Origin of the sequence: Larkinella knui (assembly GCF_003858645.1) — a bacterium.
GTDB lineage: Bacteria > Bacteroidota > Bacteroidia > Cytophagales > Spirosomataceae > Larkinella > Larkinella knui.
In genome coordinates this window covers 401,172-420,816 of record NZ_RQJP01000001.1, presented here as the reverse complement: position 1 = coordinate 420,816, position 19,645 = coordinate 401,172, and the positions used below count along the sequence as shown (strand labels likewise).

Here is a 19,645-nt window from a genome sequence, read left to right as displayed (position 1 = left end):
TACCAATGAAATGCCTCCATTTTCTTTTACCTATTCTTTGTCTGATTACTACCTTTTCTTTTTCGCAGAAAAAAGAAATAAAAAAGGTAAAAATCGGGCTATTTTCCGATGTCCACATCCCGACCATGCACGACAGCCAGGCCCGGCTGACGGCTTTCATGGACAGTATGAAAACCGCCAAACCGGACTTCATCATCGAACTCGGTGATTTCAGTACGCCCGCCGAAAAATACGCGTATGCCTTCGCGATCTGGGATGCGTATCCCGGCCCGAAATACCACCTCATCGGCAACCACGAAATGGACGGTGGCACATCCCTGGCGCAGGCTTTGGCTACTCGAAAAATGCCTTCATCGTATTATACCTTTGACCAACAGGGCTTTCGATTTATCGTGCTCGATGGCAACGACAAAAAATCCCCGGAGCTGAAAGGTTATCAGGAACACATTGGAACCACGCAACTGGCCTGGCTGAAAGCGGAACTGGCGCAGGCCACCACCCCCATCGTCATCTTTTCGCACCAGGGTTTAGGACTCGACGGGGTCGATAACGCTGCCGAGGTCCGGGCGATACTGGAAGCGCATAACGCCAAAACCAAAACAGCGAAAATCATCGCCAATTTCTACGGCCACATCCACTACGACCGGGCCGAAGAAGTGAACGGAATCTGGTATATCTGCATCAACTCCATGTCTTACAAATGGCTCGGCGAAGACTACGGCCATGTTCGGTACAGCGACGAAATTGACAAAAATTTCAAGTGGATCAAATACACCGCCCCCTATAAAGACCCGCTGTATACGGTGGTCGAAATTTCAACTGATGGTGTGATCGACATTGCCGGTAAAAAGTCGGAATGGGTCGGCCCGTCGCCCTGGGACATTGGCTTTCCTGACAAAAACAAAGCCTACGACCGACCCGAAATCCGGGCAAAAAAACTGCGCTTTTCCCCCGTGAATCAATAAAAATGAAAGTCCCCCTAAACCCGGCCTGTTTCCTTTTATTCACGCTGCTTTGTGGTTCCGGTGTCCGGGCGCAAACCGGAAGCCCGGCCGAACCGGTACGCTACGTGGGCGGTGAAACCATCGACCCGAATGTGCACGACGGCCGGCTGCGGTACGCAATCGGTGTCGAAAGCCGCCAAACGATGCGCGCCAACCGCACCCATCCCGAACTGGCCGACGGCCAGGGCTGGACGTATAACCACGGGTCCAATCTCTGTTATTGGAACAATACGTTTTACCAGCAATACCTGAGCAATCCGGTCGATGAACACATTGCGCCGGGGCAAACCCTTGTCATGACTTCCAAAGACGGTCGCCAATGGAGCAAACCGGAAGTGGTTTTTCCGCCCTACGTGGCCCCCGCCGGCGTGAAAATTCCGGACAAATCCAAAGGGTACATGATGCACCAGCGGATGGGTTTTTACTCGGCACCCAACGGCCGGTTGCTCGTGCTGGCCTTCTACGGTCACACGGAAGATCCGTTCGGTCAGGGCGGAATCGGGCGGGTGGTTCGGGAAGTGTTGAAAAACGGCAGTTATGGCCCGATTTATTTCATCCGGTACAGCAGCCATACGACGGTCAACGGGGTGAAATGGGACGAAACCAACACGAGTTATCCCTTCTACAAAAAATCGCAGGATACCGGTTTCCGGGAAGCCTGCGATGCGCTTTTAGCCGACAAACTCATGACGTTTCAGTGGTGGGATGAGGACCGGGGCGTAGACGATTTCTATGGTGGCAAGGAAGGTCAGAAAGCCCTGTCGTATTACCACCGGAAGGACGGAAAAGTGGTGGCCCTGTGGAAACGTTCGTTCAGCGCCCTGTCGACTGATGAAGGAAAAACTTTCTCCAAACCGGTCAAGGTGCCGACGCTCATCATGGCGGGAGGCAAGCAGTGGGGACAACGCACCGACGACGGCCGGTTTGCCATTTGTTACAACCCCATCGACTCGGACAAATACCGCTATCCGCTCACGATCATCACCGGCAACGACGGTATTCTTTTCGATAACCTGCTGATTGTGCAGGGCGAAGTACCGGTTCGACGGTTTTTTGGCCGCTGGAAAGACTTTGGCCCCTGCTACATGCGCGGTATTGAAGAAGGCAACGGCAATCCGCCGGGCAACGACCTCTGGCTCAGCTACAGCATGAACAAAGAAGACATCTGGATCAGTCGGATTCCCACGCCGGTGCGGTATGCGGTCACCGGCCCGGTTGCCGATCGGTTCGACGGTTTAACCCTGAATGGCGCGGTTACAGACTGGAATATTTATGCCCCGAAATGGGCACCGGTTTCGGTGGTCAGCACACCGGATGCAGGCGGAAAATGCCTGGAATTAACCGACAAAGATGCTTATGATTATGCCCGCGCCATTCGGGTGTTTAAAGAAGGAAACCGCATCGAAACGAAGCTAAAAATCCGGGCTTCCCAGAACGATTCGGGCACACTGGAAATTGATCTTACCGACCGCTACGGCAACCGCCCCGTCCGGCTGCGGTTCGACGAAAAAGGCCACATTGTGGCCACCGATGGCAGCGCCGAAAAACCGGTTCAACGCTATAAACCGGGCCAATGGTATGAACTCACCTTTAGCGTGAATGCAACGCTGGCTGGCCATTACGACCTCAGTATCGACGGCAAAAAAGTGTTGGAAAAAGCCGCCCTGGCCGAAGCCGTTCAATCCATCGAGCGATTGTCGCTTCGGACGGGGCCATACCGGGATCTGCCCAACCGCAAAACCCCCAATGAAGAGCCGGGGCCACCGCTTCCGGGTGCCGACGAACCGGTAAAGGCCGCCGTTTTTCACGTTGATGATGTTCAGATTAAGGCGATTAAATAACATGCGTAAGTTTTCAGTTCTGCTGCTTTTTTTGCTTATCCATGGTTTTGATTTGCTGGCGATGCGGACGTATGCCAACCCCATCGACCTGGCCCGGGCCCAGATATACTGTCTGGTAAAAGACAAAAAAGTGTTGCTCCGCAGCCTGGAAATTCTGCAACAGGAAGTAGAAAAACGGAGCCAAATCCGCCTGCCGGTTGCGAAGAAAATGCCGGCATCCGGGCAACCCCTAATTTGTTTAACCACCGAAAATGAGTTAGCAACCCTGCCGGAGTCGTTTCAAAAGGCCCTGGACGGATTGCCCGCCATTGCGCATGAAGGCTATAAATTGCTGATTTTGTCAGATGCGAAAACCGCCCTGGTGGTGGGGAAAGATGCGCGGGGATTGCTCTATGGCGTAGGCCGGTTGTTGCGCAAACTCGAGATGACACCCGGCAAAATTCTGATTTCCGGCGCAACCGCAATGGCAACCAGCCCCCGGTATCCGATTCGCGGCCACCAACTGGGGTATCGTCCAAAAACCAATGCTTACGACGCCTTTTCGGTCGTGCAATTTGACCAATACATCCGCGATCTGGCGCTATTTGGGGCGAATAGCATCGAAATTATGCCCCCGCGCACAGACGATGATTTCACCAGCCGGCATATGAAACTGCCCGCTATCAAGATGATTGGTGAGCAGTCGCGGATTTGCAGGGAATATGGGCTGGACGTCTGGATGTGGTATCCGAACATGGGTCTGGATTACGTCCATCCCGATTCGATTCAACAGGAATTGAAGGAACGTCACGCCGTTTTTGCCGCCATACCGAAGCTGGACGCGTTGTTTGTACCCGGCGGTGATCCCGGCGAACTGGAACCCGATGTGCTGTTCGCGTGGCTCGAAAAAGAAGCTGCCGTATTGAATAAATACCATCCAAAAGCCAAAATCTGGGTTTCTCCGCAGGTTTTTCGGCCGACGCAAGCCTGGTTCGATGCGTTTTATAAACACGTTAACAGGGAATATCCGTGGTTTGGCGGAGTGGTTTTCGGACCCTGGGTCAAAATGTCGGTGCAGGAGATCCGGAAGGTCGTAAAACCGTCGATCCCAATTCGTCATTACCCCGACATTACGCATAATTACAGCTCACAATACCCCGTTCCGCACTGGGATCTGGCCTGGGCGATGACGTGTGGCCGTGAGAGCATCAATCCCCGGCCCCACGATGAGAAGGCGATACATAACGCCCTTGACGAATTTGGCGCGGGCAGCATCAGCTACTCGGAGGGCACCAACGACGACGTCAATAAGTTTGTCTGGAGCGATCAGGACTGGGACCCCGAAACGCCGGTGATCGAAACCCTGCGCGACTACGCCCGGCTGTTTATTGGCCCGGATTATTGCGAAACCGTTGCTCAGGGATTGCTTTCACTGGAAGAAAACTGGCGCGGCAATCTGCTCACCAATCAGGCCATTTCCCAGACACTGACCCACTGGCAATCACTGGAAAAACAAGCGCCTTTGAACGTACTCCAAAATCCGCGTTTTCAGATGGGCTTGATTCGGGCGTACTACGATGCCTATACGAAGCGACGGCTTTTGTACGAAACAGAATTGGAACAGCAGGCGCGGGATGTGCTGATTTCAACCAAAACCGGAGGTTCTTTACAAGCTATCATCCAGGCAAGAGCTATTCTTGAAAAAGCCTGGAAGGCCCCGGTCCTGGCTGAATATCGGACAAAATGCTTTGCCCTCGCCGATTCACTTTTCAGTTCGATCGGCGCGCAACTGACGGTTGAAAAACACGGAGCGATGTCGGGGCGTGGTAATTTTGTGGACAACATCGACATCCCGCTCAACGATTCTCCCTGGCTGCTGGATCAACTCACTCAAATTGAGAGACTGACTGAAGAAAACGATAGGCTACTGAAAATTAATGAATTATTGCACCGAACCGACCCTGGACCGGGCGGTTTTTACGACCATTTCGGCGCACCGGAAAGCTGGCACCGGGTGGTTTCACACACAAGTTGGGAAGTTGATCCCGGAAGTCTAAAATCGCCCCGAATAGGTTTTGGTGTGGGATTAGTCGGTGTCGAATGGGTCGATGAAATCAAGGCAACCGGTTTTAAAGGACAGATTACTCCTCGCGCCTGGATGAAACAGGTTAAGACGTTATACGATCAGCCTTTGAAAATTGCTTACGACGAACTGGACCCAACGGCAGCGTATAAGCTCCGGATTTCCTACACCGGGCGGTTTCGCTCCCGCATGAAACTGACGACCGACGACGGCTCGCTCATCCATGATTTTATGCAGACCGGTGAACAACCAACCTACGAATTCGAAGTCCCTCAAGCGGCTTTGTCAGACGGAAATGTAACGTTCATCTGGACCTGTGGTGAAGGGGAACTCGGTTCGCAGGTGACAGAAATCTGGCTGATTCGAAAGTAGATATTCATCCTGAATCCAATGAAACAAGCTCTCCCTCTCTCGCTTCTCAGTATGTTCCTGGCGCAGTTTGCCTTTGCCCAAACTTCGGCAATCGGGACGGTTTACAATGACCTCAATAAAAACCGCATCAAAGACAAAAATGAAACCGGTATAGCCAATGTTTGTGTATCGAACGGGCGGGATGTAACGCTGACTGACAAGTCGGGCCAATGGCGACTTCCGGCGGGTGACGACACGGGTTTTTTCGTCATTAAACCCGCCGGTTATGGTGTACCGGTCAATGCCGATCAGATTCCGCAGCATTATTACCTGCACAAACCCAACGGCTCGCCGGTAACCAAAACCGACGGCGTTGCGCCTACGGGACCGTTGCCCGGTTCCATCGACTTTCCGCTCTGGCAACAGAAGGAAGAAAACCGGTTTTCGGCGTTTCTCTTCGGCGACCCGCAGGTTCGGGGCATCACGGAGGTCAATTACGTCATGCACGACGTGGTGGAAGAATGCCTGGGCACGCCGGCAAAATTCGGCATTTCGCTCGGTGACATCGTGGCCGACGACCCCAATCTGTTTGCTGAAGTCAATGCCGGTATTGGTCAGATCGGGGTGCCGTGGTATACGACCTTCGGCAACCACGATTTTAACCGGGGTGCCACCGACGACCGGTTTAGTGACGAAACGTTCGAGCGGTTTTACGGGCCGAGTTCCTACGCGTTCGAGTACGGGCAGGTGGCCTTTATCGTGCTGAAAAACATTTATTTTACGCCCGACGGAAAATACAAAGCGCACTTTGTCGAATCGCAGCTCGATTTTGTTCGCAATTACCTGACGCACGTTCCGGAAAACAAGCTGGTGGTGATGGTGATGCACGCACCGGTTGTAATCTGCGACAACCGGAAGGCGCTTTTTCAACTCATCGAAAAACGACCGAATCTATTCTCGGTGTCCGGCCATTCGCACACGATGGCGCACCTTTTTGTGGGCGAAAAATGGGGCTGGACCGGTGCAAAACCGCACCACCATTTCATCAATGCGACGGTTTGCGGCAGCTGGTGGGCGGGGCTGAAAGACGAACTCGGCATCCCGCACGCTACCATGAACGACGGAGCGCCCAACGGCTATTCCATGCTGACCTTCAACGGGAATCAGTATTCGATTCGGTTCAAAGCCGCCCGGCGACCGGCTGATTACCAGATGAATATCTATTTGCCCGACGAGCAACCCAAAACCGCCTGGGACACGACGCACGTCCTTGTCAACGTCTTTGCCGGTTCACCCCGCTCGAAAGTCGAAATGCAACTTGCCGGACAAACCGACTGGATTCCGCTACAAATTACGCCGTTGGGCGATCCGGCCGTGGCAACGATGCACCGGCTCAGTCCGTATCTCGACGCCACGGTAGACGGCACGAAGCTCGACAACGTTCTGGGCTGGAAAATGGACGAACCCGAAATCTCGTACCACATCTGGCGGGGTGCGATGCCTAAAAACCTACCGACGGGAACACACCGGATTACGGTTCGAACGACGGATCAGTTTGGGCAGACGGATACCGCACACCGGATTTTCAGAGTGCGGTAAACGGCAAACAGCCGTAGTTTATTTCGCCGTAATTAAGTCCATAATCAGGTTGGCCCGCGCCCCGGTTTCGCCCGAACTCGGCGATTTGCCTTCGCCCCGCAATTCGCTGACAATGGTTTCGATCAGGGGTTGCTGGACGTGTGGCGGATAAGGCAGGTTAAATTCTTCCACACCCGCTGCGGTTTCCACTTTGATGATGAATTTCTCGAAGAACGAAAAGGTAATTTTCCCCTCCGAACCAATGAGTTGCGCTTCGTCGATGCGCTGCTCTTTGTTCACGGTATAACACCAGCTGCCGGTTCCGAGAACACCGGATTCGAATTCGTAATTGGCGATTACAATGTCGTCGGCGTTGTATAACCCCGCCTGATTCCGCGCCATACCGCGGGCGGTTTTGATCGGCCCTAACGCAAATTCCAGGAAATCGAACTGGTGCGACGCCAGATCGTGAAAGTGGCCACCGCCGGAGATTTCCGGAAAAACGCGCCATTTTGGTTTCGGATTCTCCCCCACTTCCTCGGCATACGGCTGCCAGTGCAACTGGATGTTCACCAGCCGAATGTCGCCAATGGCTTTCTGGTCGATCAACTCCTTGACCTTCAGAAAGTACGGCAGCGAACGGCGGTAGAACGCGACAAATACCGGCAAGCCGGTTTTGTAACCCATCTGGTTGATGGCGTCACATTCTTCCCAATTCCGGGCCATCGGCTTTTCAATATACACCGGTTTGCCCGCCCGCATGGCGCGAATGGCGTAATCGGTATGAACATCCGGGGGCGTGGCAATGTAAATGGCGTTGACATCCGGATCATTGATCAGATCGTCGACATCGTCATACCAGCGGGGAACGCCGTGGCGCATGGCATAATCGGCGGCCAGTTCGCCGTCTCTCCGCATCACCGCCACCAGCGATGAGTTCGGCACTTTATTAAAAGCGGGGCCGCTTTTGACTTCGGTTACGTTGCCGCAACCGATAATTCCCCATTTTATCTGATCCATCATGCGTTCATAAGGGTCCTAAACCCGGAATTTACTGATTAGGGCTTGCTCTTTTACCCTTCGATCCCGAAGCGTCGAATTCCATCCGGGTTTTAAATAACCAGGGAAGAGTCGCCTTCCGTTGTCAACTGATCGCCAACGGCTTTTTTGATACTGCCAATGTCATCCCGCAACCGCTGTCCAAACAGAGCGACGTCGAAACTGTGAACCACGATATTTATGCCTTCTTTGACCCAGTAAATCTGGCGCTCCGGTGACTGTGAAAAGTGAATGCCGACGGATAACCCTTTCCGCCGTGTCGTCTGGATAATCTTCCGGACGGCCGCTTTAAATTCGGGATGATCATATTGCTCGGGAAGGCCCAGACTGACGGACAAATCATGCGGGCCGATGAAAACCGCATCGAGGCCGGGGACGGACAAAAGGGCGTCCAGACGCTCCAGCGCCGGAACACTTTCGATGTTGGCGATGCAGATGTTTCCGGCATTATGAGCTTCGATGTACTGCCGGAGATCGTCGGGCATCTGTTCTTTTCCGCTCAGAAACCGGGCGAGCCGTTCGCCTTTCAGCGGGCGGTATTTGGTGGCTCCTACCAGCTCATTAACCTGATTGACCGACTCCAGATAGGGTGCAATGACGCCCACCGCGCCACTGTCGATGACCTGACAGGCCAGATACGGATCGGGTTTGGGAATGCGGACAATGGGCGTGATGTGGTAAGCGCGAAAAATCTGACACAGCCGCGCCAGTTCGGACCGGTCCAGGGGAATGTGTTCAGTATCTAAAAAAACGAAGTCAAGACCGGCTCGCTGGAGGGAAACCGGCCACATGGGTGCGGTGGAGGTGATGCAGGTGCCGTATACATTCTGCCCGTTTTTCAATTTTTGAAGTAACGTTGAAGTCGATGCCATTGGAATCTTTTTTCAAAATTTGAAGTGCGCCGGTTCTGCCCGCTAAACCGCTCACAATCATAGTACTATTATATCCCCAATTACGACTATTTTGAGCTGATTTATTTAGGGTTTAATGGCCTTTTTTGTAAAAAATGAGTAATCATTACGAAAAAAAGCCTATTGGGGCTTAACAACGTCCCCATTTATATCACCCAATTCAACCCTGTTAATGAAACCCATTGTTCAAATTTCCCTGGACCTGACCAACATCGATGAAGCGCTCGAAACGGCGGCTATGGCCATGCGTGCCGGGGTCGACTGGCTCGAAGCCGGAACGCCACTGATTCTGGCGGAAGGACTACACGGTGTCCGAAAATTGCGCGAAGCGTTCCCGAATGTTCCCATTGTGGCCGATTTGAAAACCATGGACGGCGGTTATCTCGAAGTCGAAATGATGGCCAAAGCCGGAGCGTCTTACGTCGTGGTGATGGCCCGCGCCCATGCCGAAACGGTTAAATGCGTGGTGAAAGCCGGGCGCGATTTTGGGGTGCAGGTGATGGGCGACAACATGGTTTGCCCGGACATGGTGGAGGGGGCCAAATGGCTCGAAGATCTGGGGTGCGATTTCATCATTCACCACATCGGTTACGACGAACGCCGGGGCATTGCCGCCCAGGGAAAACGGATGCCCAGCCCGCTCGATCAACTGCGCGAGGTGGTGCAGGCCGTAAAGATTCCGGTGCAGGCCGTCGGTGGGCTTTCGCTGGAGCAGGCCATTCGTTGTCCGGAATATGGTGCTCCACTGGTCGTTCTGGGTGCTCCGCTGACCATCGACGCCGATTCGTTCAAGACCGCCGACGGTGACCTGGAAAGCTCGCTTCGCCTGATTTGCGAAAAAATTCACGCCTACGGCGATGTTGCCGTTGGAAGATAAAACCGACCCGTCGAGGGAGGACGATTGGAGCGTCCTCCCGCTTAAACACTAAAAATACGCCATGAAATCTGCTGCTGTTGTCAATTTTGCTCCCGAGAAAGGCTCGGTTGAAATCCGTGAAATTCCCCGGCCAACCCTTGGCGACGAGGATGTGCTGCTGGAAGTTGCCAACGTCGGCGTGTGTGGCAGCGACCTCCACCAGTGGACCGCCGATCATAGCTGGCCGGTCAATTATCCCGTTGTCCTGGGTCACGAATTCGGCGGTCACATCGTCGAATTGGGCAGCCGGGTAGTGGGTTGGAAAGAAGGCGACCGCGTTGTGAGCGAAACGGCCGCCGTGATCGACCCGAACAATCCGATGTCGCGGCAGGGGCTTTATAACCTCGATCCTACCCGCAAGGGTTTCGGCTACGGCGTCAACGGTGCGATGACCCGGTTTGTGCGGGTACCGATGCGCTGCCTGCACCAGGTGCCGGAATCGCTGGCGTTTGAGGAAGCCTGCCTGACCGAACCCTGCTGCGTGGCCTACAACGCCGTGGTCAACAATTCCCACCTCAAACCCGGCGACCGCGTCATTGTGCTCGGCCCGGGCACCATCGGGATTTTGTGCGCGGCCATGGCGCGGCTTTGCGGTGCCGAAGTGGCCGTGGTGGGTCTGGAAGCCGACCGCCACCGCCTGGCCATTGCGCAGCAATACGGGTGCGAAGCGATCATTGGCGATGCTACGGAATGGGCTAAAAAACGCGACGGTCTGGGGGCCGATTGCATTATCGATGCCGCCGGTGCGAGCATCACGCTAAAAATTGCGCTTCAGCTGGTCCGGCCCAACGGCCACATCACTAAAGTGGGCTGGGGACCGCAACCACTCGGTTTTTCGCTCGACGCGCTGGTGCAGAAAAACGTTACGCTGCAAGGCAGTTTCAGCCACAACTGGCCCATCTGGGAGCGCGTTCTGGCGTTGTTAGCCAGCGGTCAGCTCGACGTAAAACCCATCATCGGTGGCGTCTGGCCGATCTCGGAATGGCATGAAGCGTTTGAAAAAATGCACCACGGCGACGTGATCAAAAGCGTGCTGAAACCGGTGTAGCTTTTTAGCATAAAGAGGTGATTATAAAGACAAAAGACTCACCTCTTTATGCTCACCTCTCTATTCTAACTCATGCGCTTAAACCAGAAAGTCATCATCATTACCGGCAGTTGTACCGGGATTGGGAAAGCCATTGCGAAACGCTGCGTTGAAGAAGGTGCGCGGGTGGTCGTTCACGGTCTGGAACCGGAACTGGGGGCAGACGTTGTGCAGGAATTGGGGCCCGGCAATGCGGTTTTGCACATTGAAGATCTGGCGCAGGAAGGCGTTGCGGAACGGCTGGTTGCTCGGGCCATTCAAACCTTCGGCCGGCTGGATGCGGTGGTCAACAATGCGGCTCTGGTGGCAACTTCCAACCTCCACACCACGGATCTGGCGTTTTTCAGGCATATCCTTGAAGTGAACACCCTCGCTCCTTTCGCACTCATCAAAGCGGCCTTACCGCACTTAAAGGCAACAAAGGGGTGCGTGCTGAACATTGGCTCGGTCAACGGCTGGAGCGGTGAGCCGGATCTGATGGCCTACAGCGTTTCGAAAGGCGCGTTGATGACCCTGACCCGCAACCTCGGCGACACGCTCCACCGCGAAGACGGGGTGCGCGTGAACCAGATCAATCCGGGCTGGGTACTTACCGAAAATGAAGCCCGACGCAAACATGAACAGGGTTTTGCGGCCGATTGGTACAAGGACGTTCCAGCGGTATTTGCGCCATCCGGCCGAATACTATGGCCCGCCGAAATTGCCGCAGCCGCCGTGTACTGGCTGGCTGATGAAAGCGGGCCGATCAGTGGCCAGATCGTTGATCTGGAGCAACACCCGTTGATCGGACGAAATCCGCCGAAGAACTAACTGTTTACGATTCGGTTTACGGTAGTCGGTGGCTGACGTATGGTTTTTAACTCGCGTCAGCCACCGACTACCGTAAACCGACTACCGTAAACCTAAACCTTAAACTATAAAAATGCCAAAACTAGCTGCTTTTCCTAAAGCCTTTATGCAAGCCCTCTGCAAAGACGGCACCATGCGTGTTTCGGAATGGATCGAACTCGCTGTTCAACTCGATATCGACGGACTCGAATGGTACGCGGGATTTCTCGAAATGGCCGATGAAACCAACTGGGCGCGGTTTCGTCAACACGTGGAAAGTCACGGAAAAGTGATTCCGATGATGTGCTGCTCGCCGGATTTTACGCATCCCGATGCGGTTTTTCGGGCCGCCGAAATTGCCAAACAGAAACGCTGGATCGACATGACCTACGCGCTGGGGGGGTCCTATTGCCGCGTTCTTTCCGGACAGCGCCGACCCGAACTGACCATCGACGAAGGCGTCAATCTGGCCGCCGAATGCATTGAAGCCTGTTTGCCCTACGCCCGCGAGCACGGTATTACGCTCATTATCGAAAACCATTACAAAGACGACTTTTGGGAATACCCGGAATTTGCGCAGAAAATGGATGTCTTCTGTCAGTTGGTCGATCAAATTCAGGACCCAAATTTTGGGGTAAATTATGACCCGAGCAACACCTTTCTGGCGGGAGAAGATCCGCTGGAGTTACTCGGACGCGTGGCCAATCGGGTTGTCACCATGCACGCCAGCGACCGGTATCTGCTTTCGGGAACCATCGAGGATTTGCGGAATGAAGAAGGTGGTGCGGTCGGCTACGCAAAACGGCTCAGTCATGGTGAAATTGGCAAAGGGCTGAATGACTATGACGCCATTTTTACGACCTTGAAAGGCGTTGGCTTCGACGGCTGGATCAGCATTGAGGACGGCGTCGACGGCATGGCGCAACTGGAACGCAGCGTGGCGTTTCTCCGCCGGAAAATGGCGCAGTACTGGCCGGAAGCGTAAAGTATCGAAAGAAGACGGTGGTTGTAAGAAGGCCGGAGGCCTTTCCTGTTACTAGTCCCACCGCCGGTTCATCCACGAGCAGGTAGCTCCGGAGGAGCGTTCTAAGATTCCCTCAGGCCGCTCCTCCGGAGCTACAGGACCGCAGAAACCAGGCCGGGACTAGTAACAGACCGCCCTTCCAGGGCTTTTCAGTCTACTTAAGCTGCTTGTAAAAGGTCGCAGAAGCGGCCCATTCGGAATTCATTTTCTGAATGGGCCGCTTTTTGCGAAATGACACTTTTCAGGGACAAGTGATACGTTTACAACGACAATTTTCCATCTTTGCTTTCCAAACAAAACGCACCGCCCTTTCGATGCGTCACCGTCTCTAAACCATACGGCCATGTATACTCCGATTGCCCAAACGCCCGAACCACCGTATTACGTCGTTGTTTTCACCATCGTTCATGCCGAAAACCTCGATGGATACGAACAAATGGGTGAAAAGATGGTACAGCTGGCCAGTGAGCAACCCGGTTTTTTAGGACTGGAATACGGGATCGGCGATGTTGAACTCACGATTTCGTATTGGGAAAGTTCGGAAGCCATCCGCCAATGGTACGCTCATGCCGAACATACCATTGCCCGGGATATGGGCCGGGAGAAATGGTTTCAGGCGTTTAAGGTTCGGGTTGCCCGGGTCGAAAGAGATTATGAATTTAACCGCTCCGTTTCAGAGTAGTTACCACACACCAAAACACCCTTGTTACGTATGAATACCGCGTCCGCCGTCCGGGATGAGTCATCTCAAACCGCACACCCCTATGAGCAAGACAGTTATGAAATAACCTGGATTACCAAACCGGAAGATTTGCAAACGCATGCCGCGTTGATCGATGCTTTTTTTGCGCTGTATGAACATCCGTCGAATTTTCCGGACCCCGACGAACGGGAAGATCCGGATTTCATAAAAGAGCGGATTGCGGAAGGCACCGACGACCCTCACACCCACCTCATGGCCTGCTCACTGGTGAGTCCGGCGGGCGAAAAAACGTTTGTCGCCGGTTGTATCGTTGAGCTGTATCCCGACAGCGCCTGTGGCTTGGTCACGTATCTATTTGTCAATCAGCACTATCGCGGAGTTCGAATTGGTTCCGATCAGAAAAAAATTGCCGAATCGCTGATTCAGAGCGAACAGGGGCTGACGGGTTTGATCCGGTATTTCGCCGGGCAGTATGGCAAAACCGTAAACGCCGTGCTGTTCGAATCGAACAACCCGTTTGAAACCGATGCCGAAAATGACTCGATGCCGCCCGCCAAACGACTGAAATTTTTTAGCCGGATGGGGGCCAAACGCATCGATTTCGACTACATCCAGCCTCCGCTCGGCGACGACAAAGGCATCGTTACCAACCTGTATCTCCTCACGTTTCCGTGGCTGACTAATCTCACCGACACCATTCCGGTGACCGTTGTCATGCGTTTCGTGATGGAGTTGGCCAAGAGTCTCGATCGCAACAAAGAACCCGACTCACTAACGCGCTACGGCTACGATAATTATAGCCACGACCTTGCGGCTTTGCAACAACTGCAGGGAACCCACAAACTGAATCCGGCGGCTCCCGAACTAACCGGGCTGGCGGCTGAAGGGCGCAATATTCTGCGGGAAATGTATGACAATCTGGTTGATCAGCGCGTCGACGACCAGTCTGTTGCCCTGACGGAAATACCCGGTATCGACCTTTAAAATTATTGAGTAGTTCCCGTTGCGATTCAGATGTTAATTGATTAAGATTATGGGTAACTTTTCTCCTGAACCTACCCTGATCTTTTTGGATGGACTCTACTTTTAGGCTACAACAACAAGCGTTTTTTAAGCAGTTCAATGAGTTCTCGGACCGGGCAAAAAAGCACTGGCCGATTCCCGATGCGCTAAAAAAAGTAGAAAAAGAGCCGGAAATAGGCTACATTTTTGAGATTATAGTCGATCAGGCGGGTTTACATGCGAATGTCGAACTGGTTGACGACTTCTTTGAGCTGTATCAGAATGAAGAGCATTTTTTCAGCGGTACTCTGGACGAAAACAGCCCTCAGGGTGCGTCCTCCTTTGAGGAAAAACAAAGGAAAATTCGCAGCCAAATCCCGACAACAGAAAATCTTCAGAAATGCAAAGATCGGCTACGGAAATGCAATAGCCTGAAACTGGATGCTACGCAGGAGCGCCAGAAATTAAAAAACGAGCTTGATATACCCCAGATCTGCACATTTCTGATTCTTGCCTATAAACCTGTCAATGACGAATATAAGCAGGTGGCCCGTAAAATCCAGGCGGGTTTTGTCGGGCATTTCTTTCCGAAATCCGGAACCATTTTATTGGAAACCATTCTCATTGCCAGCGTATTGCAATCCGATGGGGAACAAAAAGTAGCCGGTTTACTGAAAGAATATGGTATTAACAACCGAATCGTCGACAACAACAAGGAAAAGAATAGACAGACGGTAATAGACTGGTTGTTAACCTTTCAGCATCCGCAGAAAGCAAACCAGCGCTCGGCGCTCATCACATTGATCGAAAAGATTGGTGCGGATCTCGTCAACGGCGTTTTTCATGAGATTCAGAATCCGGTTCTTGCCCCGGACAAAGACGCTCAGCAAAAGGCGGCTACCAGTCTGGAAGCCTTCCACGCCATTAATGCCCGGTATCTCAAGTTTGCCTATCATCACCCGGTACCCGACACGGATACCGATAAAAATGCACATCTGCGGAAATCCCGGCAGTATTTCCTGCTGACTTTCCCGCAGGTTCTGCAAAAAAGCAATAACCTCGTTATTGAATCCGGAACGGTGATGAGCTTCATTACCGACTATGGCAAATACCTGTATTCGGACTATCCTGAGCCGAATTACAAGCAAGATTTGGCCGCTAGTGCGAAGTTCAAACCGAAAAGCAAGTCCAGCATCGAGGGTTTCTGGAAAGGTTCGGATCCGATTTCACTCAACAATGCGTCCTTGTTTGATCATCGGCTCGACGACAATTTTACGGTTTTGTACCTGCACAATGTTCCCCGACTCGAGCAGCCCCGGTTTATCTACCGCCGGGCCAGCGTCGGTTTCGAGATTCTGGTCGACGAAGATTATTTTGAACCGATCGGCATCCATCCCTATCACGACATGACTCCGCCCCAACCGGAATTGACCCGTTTAGGACGAATCTGGAGCATTATCCGGAAAGAATGGGGGCACAAAAACCGCCCTAAGCCGGATACCTTATACTGCCCGGTTGCGCACTCGGGCGAAACGGACCTTTTTTCGTATAAATACCAGGCCGAGCCCCCTTATTTCACCCGGTATTATGCGGTTCCGGAACAAACCGTGACGGTGAAATTTCCGTCCCATTTTGAGTTTACATCGGAAGGGCGTATGGAATGTTTTTATCAGCTGCCTCAAACCGATGAAAACTCGCCCCATCAAAAAGAACTCAAAAAATCCCTTCGGAAAGACGACGTGCTTCCGCGGTTCTCCCATTCGGTGAAGATGACGGCCTGCGTTAGTTACACGTATTTTTTGAAAAGCGCCGTTCGGGTCTGGCATCTGGTTTTGAAGCCCAATACCGAAGACATCAGTGAGCTGGACATTGTCAAATTGATGCGGTTTTTCAGCGGATCGCAGGAACACGAAGATGAAGATGAACGGCGGAAATTGATGCGCCAGATTGAGTTTTCTTTGCCCAATCGGGCAGCTGCTCATTCGGATGCGGATGCAGGCCAGCAACCGGAATGGTACTCGTTTCTTTCGCGGTGGTTTTCACTTCCCGTTTTCACGCCCGACCCCAGCTACCACGAGTCGTTCGAGCAAAAGCTACAGAAATGGGTCTGGCGGGTCAAGACCTGGGGACGGGTTACGTTCTGGTTTTTAGCCGGGCTGGCGGTTTTGTGGCTTTGGCAACGGCAACTGCCAATCTGGCTGGCTGAGGGCTGGAAGTGGCAACTACCGACCTGGACGGCCGTTTTTCAGAACCGAGAACCGCTAGAAATCCTGGAAAAAACCCTGTATTGGGCGGTCGGCTTATTCATTCTGGGCAAAACCTGGAGTTGGCTTTTTCAGGGTCTGTACGGTGCGTTTCGGGATGGCTTCGGATTTATAAAATCCAGGATCATCGGGTTGTTTATCAAAAATGAGGTCGCTGATGAAATGACCTGGCTGGATAAACCCGATAACCTCATTCAGTTATTGCAGGATCTGACGGGCGTGAAATACGAGTTTAACCAGAATAATAAATTCGGGCGGCTCATTGAAAAGGCGGATCAGGCCGTTTCGCTGCGGAACATCCGGTCGGGCGTCGTTGAAATTGATACGGGCGACACCTCACCCGAAGAAAACAAGACCGATAGCCCGCCCGATCCGGAAAATGACTCGACGGAAGAAACCGATCTCTCAGATGTCGACAGCTTTTTAGGATTCCGCAAGGAACTGGATCCGCATTTAGACCCGGCGAAACGAAATGAGATCCGGAACAAAGTAAAAGAACTGTATAAGGATTTGCACGACGATGCGATCCACATGAGCGACGAACTGGAACCGTTCACCGCCGAAGAATACGCCGATTACGTTTTTAAAGCCTATTGTGGCATCTGTCTGGGTATTTTTGATTACGACCGCATGGGCCTCCAGGAGATTGACGACACCCTGGTACCGCTCCCCAACAGCAAAACGGAATCGTCCTTTATGGTGATTCACCGCGGGGTGATGGCCATGCTGGGGTACGGCGACGATGTGATGGATACGTTCTGGGACACCCTCGGAATCAACGCGTACTTACTGATTCCAAGCGCGGTGCTGGCACACAACGACATGGTCGCGCGTGATGCCGAAAACCGCCTGAATACGCTGCTGAACGATTTGCGTACGGATAAATCCCGCCTGACGATTCCCGAACTTATCGAGCAACGCAACGTGATCGACGATCTGCTGAACGATGATATTCTCGGCGACGTCTTTCAGTATAAAACCGAGCAGGAACTCTACAAAGAGGGCATGGAGCGCCGGGGAATTGCGGAACGGGTCAAAGACGCCCGCAGCAAACTGGAGCAGATGGACAAACTCATCAGCACCAAACAGGAAGAACGGACCAGCGAATACCAGCGCCGGATTCAGTACATCGTGACCATTGTCGGTGCCTTTAGCTTCTACCAGATTGTTCACGACTTCTTTGTGAATGAAGTGGCCAGAGAAGATCCGGGATCAAAAGAAAAATTTGTCAATTTGGAAGACATACCATCTTGGTTTTTATTGCCAATAAAATGGCTTGACGGAATTTCCCAACGACTATTTAAGTTTGAAATCCTACCCTACCAGAGTTGCTATGACCCCCTGGATCTGGCTCATTTAGCAATAAAGCTGGTTTTTATCGGGCTGATTCTTTTCTTGCTTTTCAATATTCTGTTCGATCCGAACAAGAGCCGGAAACACTTCTGGCAACGCCGAAATCACCACCGTACTCTGCCTAAAACCCATGCCCCGAATCCCAAAAATCGTTCGTCTTCTCCGAAACGAAAGCGTACGGCCAACCAGTGAACCGGTATCCCGGCGTAGTTTCCTCCGCCAAACGTCCGGTTTGGTGCTGGCCGGTGGTTTGCTGCCGCTGCTGTCGAAGTGCCGAACGCAAACCGCCCCCCGGATTGTGATCATTGGAGCCGGTATGGCGGGGCTGACGGCGGCCTGGCACCTCGAAAAAGCCGGTTTTCAGCCAACTTTGTATGAATCGTCGGCCCGTACCGGCGGGCGGATCGTGTCGGCCGAAAACGTGGTGGCACCGGGCATTATCACCGAAATGGGGGGCGAATTTATCGACTCCAATCATAGCGACATGCTGGCGTTCTGCCGCGCGTTTCAACTCCCGCTGCTGGACCTGAAAACGCCCGCCGAAAAGAAGCTGATCGGTACGGATTACTACTTCGGTGGTCGGCGGATTCGGGAGCAGGAAATCATCGAAGCGTTCCGGCCCTTTGCCGGGCGGATTCAGCAGGACATCGACAGTTTACCCGAATCGCTCGACCCTAACCATCTCCTTGTCAAAGTGCTGGATCATCAGTCGATTGACGAATACCTGACCCGCATCGGTATTACGGGCTGGCTATTCAACCTCATCAGTTCGTCGTTCACCAGTGAATTGGGTTTGCCGGCTGGAGACCAAACGAGCCTGAATCTGCTGGTGGTCCTGAAAACCGATACGTCGAACGGGTTTGAGATCTACGGCGAAAGCGACGAGCGGTTTAAGGTCATCGGCGGCAATGAAAAGATCGTTACCGAGCTATACAAACGCCTTAAAAGCCCGATTCATACCGGTTTTCACCTGGAAAGGATTGCTCCGAAGGATTCCGGTTATGAACTGTCTTTTGCCAACGGCAAACAGGTCGGAGCCGATTTTCTGATCATAACCTTGCCCTTCTCGGTCCTGCGCGAAGTCGATTTTAAAGTCGATATGCCCGCCCGGAAGCGCCGGTGCATTCAGGAATTGGGCTACGGGATGCAATCCAAATTGTTCATCGGGGTCAACGAGCGAATCTGGCGACCGGAAGGGTATTCGGGGTATGTCCTGAGCGATCATATTCACAATGGCTGGGACAGCAGCCAGATGCAAACCGGCAACCGGGGCCCCGGCGGTTACAGTCTTTTTCTGGGAGCCGACAAAGGGAAAAACCTGACAATTTCGCAGTATCAGCAGTATCTCGACGGCTGCGACCGGGTTTTCCCGGGAATGAAACGCGCGGCCAACGGTCGAAAGGGCTATTACAACTGGAACGAAAACCGCCTGGCGCGGGGTGCTTACGCGTGCTATAAAGTGGGGCAGGTTTCGGCCATCGGCAACACGGAGTCCGAAAAAGTAGGCACTATTTTCTTTGCGGGTGAACATTGCAGCCAATCATTTCAGGGCTTCATGAACGGAGCCGCCGAAACCGGCCGCAAAGCCGCAGAAGGCATTTTGAAAATAGTACAAGGAAACGGCCGGCCAAAGCTGGAAACCCATTCTTGAGGCTAAAAAAG

14 protein-coding genes are annotated in these 19,645 nt (G+C 52.9%); 12 read left to right on the top strand and 2 right to left on the bottom strand.

The annotated features are described in order from the left end of the window. Window positions 1-5 precede the first annotated feature (5 nt). From EHT87_RS01680 to EHT87_RS01665, 4 genes are read left to right on the top strand one after another with little or no spacing between them, the layout of a single operon-like run. Window positions 6-965 (top strand): metallophosphoesterase family protein, encoded by a 960-nt coding sequence (locus tag EHT87_RS01680; RefSeq protein WP_124903200.1) that lies wholly within the window; start codon window positions 6-8, stop codon window positions 963-965. A 2-nt stretch (window positions 966-967) separates the two neighbouring features. Beyond that, window positions 968-2,845, top strand: coding sequence for a sialidase/neuraminidase family protein (locus EHT87_RS01675; RefSeq protein ID WP_124903198.1), 1,878 nt, complete (start codon window positions 968-970; stop codon window positions 2,843-2,845). 1 nt (window position 2,846) lies between these two features. Next, window positions 2,847-5,279 (top strand): beta-N-acetylhexosaminidase family protein, encoded by a 2,433-nt coding sequence (locus tag EHT87_RS01670; RefSeq protein ID WP_229320795.1) that lies wholly within the window; start codon window positions 2,847-2,849, stop codon window positions 5,277-5,279. A gap of 18 nt (window positions 5,280-5,297) precedes the next feature. Then, the gene (locus tag EHT87_RS01665; RefSeq protein WP_124903196.1) at window positions 5,298-6,857 is read left to right on the top strand and encodes a calcineurin-like phosphoesterase C-terminal domain-containing protein; all 1,560 of its coding nucleotides are present in this window, start codon (window positions 5,298-5,300) and stop codon (window positions 6,855-6,857) included. Window positions 6,858-6,875: 18 nt separating this feature from the next. On the opposite strand, the gene EHT87_RS01660 is transcribed toward EHT87_RS01665, so the two are convergent. Together EHT87_RS01660 and EHT87_RS01655 are read right to left on the bottom strand one after the other, a co-directional pair. Next, window positions 6,876-7,856, bottom strand: a complete 981-nt coding sequence (locus EHT87_RS01660; RefSeq protein WP_124905963.1) for a Gfo/Idh/MocA family protein — start codon at window positions 7,854-7,856, stop codon at window positions 6,876-6,878. 92 nt (window positions 7,857-7,948) lie between these two features. After that, complete coding sequence (locus EHT87_RS01655; protein ID WP_124903194.1) at window positions 7,949-8,767, bottom strand: HpcH/HpaI aldolase family protein; 819 nt, start codon at window positions 8,765-8,767, stop codon at window positions 7,949-7,951. Between the two features lie 211 nt (window positions 8,768-8,978). Here EHT87_RS01655 and EHT87_RS01650 point away from each other — a divergent pair, with 211 nt between their 5' ends. The 8 genes from EHT87_RS01650 (at window position 8,979) to EHT87_RS01615 (ending at window position 19,634) form a co-directional block, all read left to right on the top strand. Beyond that, window positions 8,979-9,683 carry an orotidine 5'-phosphate decarboxylase / HUMPS family protein gene (locus EHT87_RS01650; protein ID WP_124903192.1) on the top strand — a complete coding sequence of 235 codons (705 nt, stop codon included), beginning with the start codon at window positions 8,979-8,981 and terminating at the stop codon, window positions 9,681-9,683. Window positions 9,684-9,744: 61 nt separating this feature from the next. Further along, the gene (locus EHT87_RS01645) at window positions 9,745-10,770 is read left to right on the top strand and encodes a zinc-binding dehydrogenase (protein ID WP_124903190.1); all 1,026 of its coding nucleotides are present in this window, start codon (window positions 9,745-9,747) and stop codon (window positions 10,768-10,770) included. A gap of 72 nt (window positions 10,771-10,842) precedes the next feature. Further along, complete coding sequence (locus EHT87_RS01640) at window positions 10,843-11,619, top strand: SDR family NAD(P)-dependent oxidoreductase (protein ID WP_124903188.1); 777 nt, start codon at window positions 10,843-10,845, stop codon at window positions 11,617-11,619. Between the two features lie 112 nt (window positions 11,620-11,731). Next, window positions 11,732-12,622, top strand: a complete 891-nt coding sequence (locus EHT87_RS01635) for a sugar phosphate isomerase/epimerase family protein (RefSeq protein ID WP_124903186.1) — start codon at window positions 11,732-11,734, stop codon at window positions 12,620-12,622. A 382-nt stretch (window positions 12,623-13,004) separates the two neighbouring features. Beyond that, on the top strand, window positions 13,005-13,343 hold the full coding sequence (locus EHT87_RS01630) for an antibiotic biosynthesis monooxygenase family protein (protein WP_124903184.1): 339 nt from the start codon (window positions 13,005-13,007) through the stop codon (window positions 13,341-13,343). Between the two features lie 30 nt (window positions 13,344-13,373). After that, window positions 13,374-14,348, top strand: coding sequence for a hypothetical protein (locus tag EHT87_RS01625; protein WP_124903182.1), 975 nt, complete (start codon window positions 13,374-13,376; stop codon window positions 14,346-14,348). A gap of 89 nt (window positions 14,349-14,437) precedes the next feature. Further along, window positions 14,438-18,175, top strand: a complete 3,738-nt coding sequence (locus EHT87_RS01620) for a hypothetical protein (RefSeq protein WP_124903180.1) — start codon at window positions 14,438-14,440, stop codon at window positions 18,173-18,175. Further along, window positions 18,114-19,634, top strand: a complete 1,521-nt coding sequence (locus EHT87_RS01615) for a flavin monoamine oxidase family protein (protein WP_124903178.1) — start codon at window positions 18,114-18,116, stop codon at window positions 19,632-19,634. The genes EHT87_RS01620 and EHT87_RS01615 overlap by 62 nt, the downstream gene beginning before the upstream one ends. The last annotated feature ends 11 nt before the right edge of the window (window positions 19,635-19,645 follow it).

Coding starts and splice junctions, on each gene's coding strand:
- EHT87_RS01680 (WP_124903200.1), top strand. CDS start 6: ATGAAATGCCTCCATTTTCTTTTACCTATTCTTTGTCTGATTACTACC.
- EHT87_RS01675 (WP_124903198.1), top strand. CDS start 968: ATGAAAGTCCCCCTAAACCCGGCCTGTTTCCTTTTATTCACGCTGCTT.
- EHT87_RS01670 (WP_229320795.1), top strand. CDS start 2,847: ATGCGTAAGTTTTCAGTTCTGCTGCTTTTTTTGCTTATCCATGGTTTT.
- EHT87_RS01665 (WP_124903196.1), top strand. CDS start 5,298: ATGAAACAAGCTCTCCCTCTCTCGCTTCTCAGTATGTTCCTGGCGCAG.
- EHT87_RS01660 (WP_124905963.1), bottom strand. CDS start 7,856: ATGGATCAGATAAAATGGGGAATTATCGGTTGCGGCAACGTAACCGAA.
- EHT87_RS01655 (WP_124903194.1), bottom strand. CDS start 8,767: ATGGCATCGACTTCAACGTTACTTCAAAAATTGAAAAACGGGCAGAAT.
- EHT87_RS01650 (WP_124903192.1), top strand. CDS start 8,979: ATGAAACCCATTGTTCAAATTTCCCTGGACCTGACCAACATCGATGAA.
- EHT87_RS01645 (WP_124903190.1), top strand. CDS start 9,745: ATGAAATCTGCTGCTGTTGTCAATTTTGCTCCCGAGAAAGGCTCGGTT.
- EHT87_RS01640 (WP_124903188.1), top strand. CDS start 10,843: ATGCGCTTAAACCAGAAAGTCATCATCATTACCGGCAGTTGTACCGGG.
- EHT87_RS01635 (WP_124903186.1), top strand. CDS start 11,732: ATGCCAAAACTAGCTGCTTTTCCTAAAGCCTTTATGCAAGCCCTCTGC.
- EHT87_RS01630 (WP_124903184.1), top strand. CDS start 13,005: ATGTATACTCCGATTGCCCAAACGCCCGAACCACCGTATTACGTCGTT.
- EHT87_RS01625 (WP_124903182.1), top strand. CDS start 13,374: ATGAATACCGCGTCCGCCGTCCGGGATGAGTCATCTCAAACCGCACAC.
- EHT87_RS01620 (WP_124903180.1), top strand. CDS start 14,438: ATGGACTCTACTTTTAGGCTACAACAACAAGCGTTTTTTAAGCAGTTC.
- EHT87_RS01615 (WP_124903178.1), top strand. CDS start 18,114: ATGCCCCGAATCCCAAAAATCGTTCGTCTTCTCCGAAACGAAAGCGTA.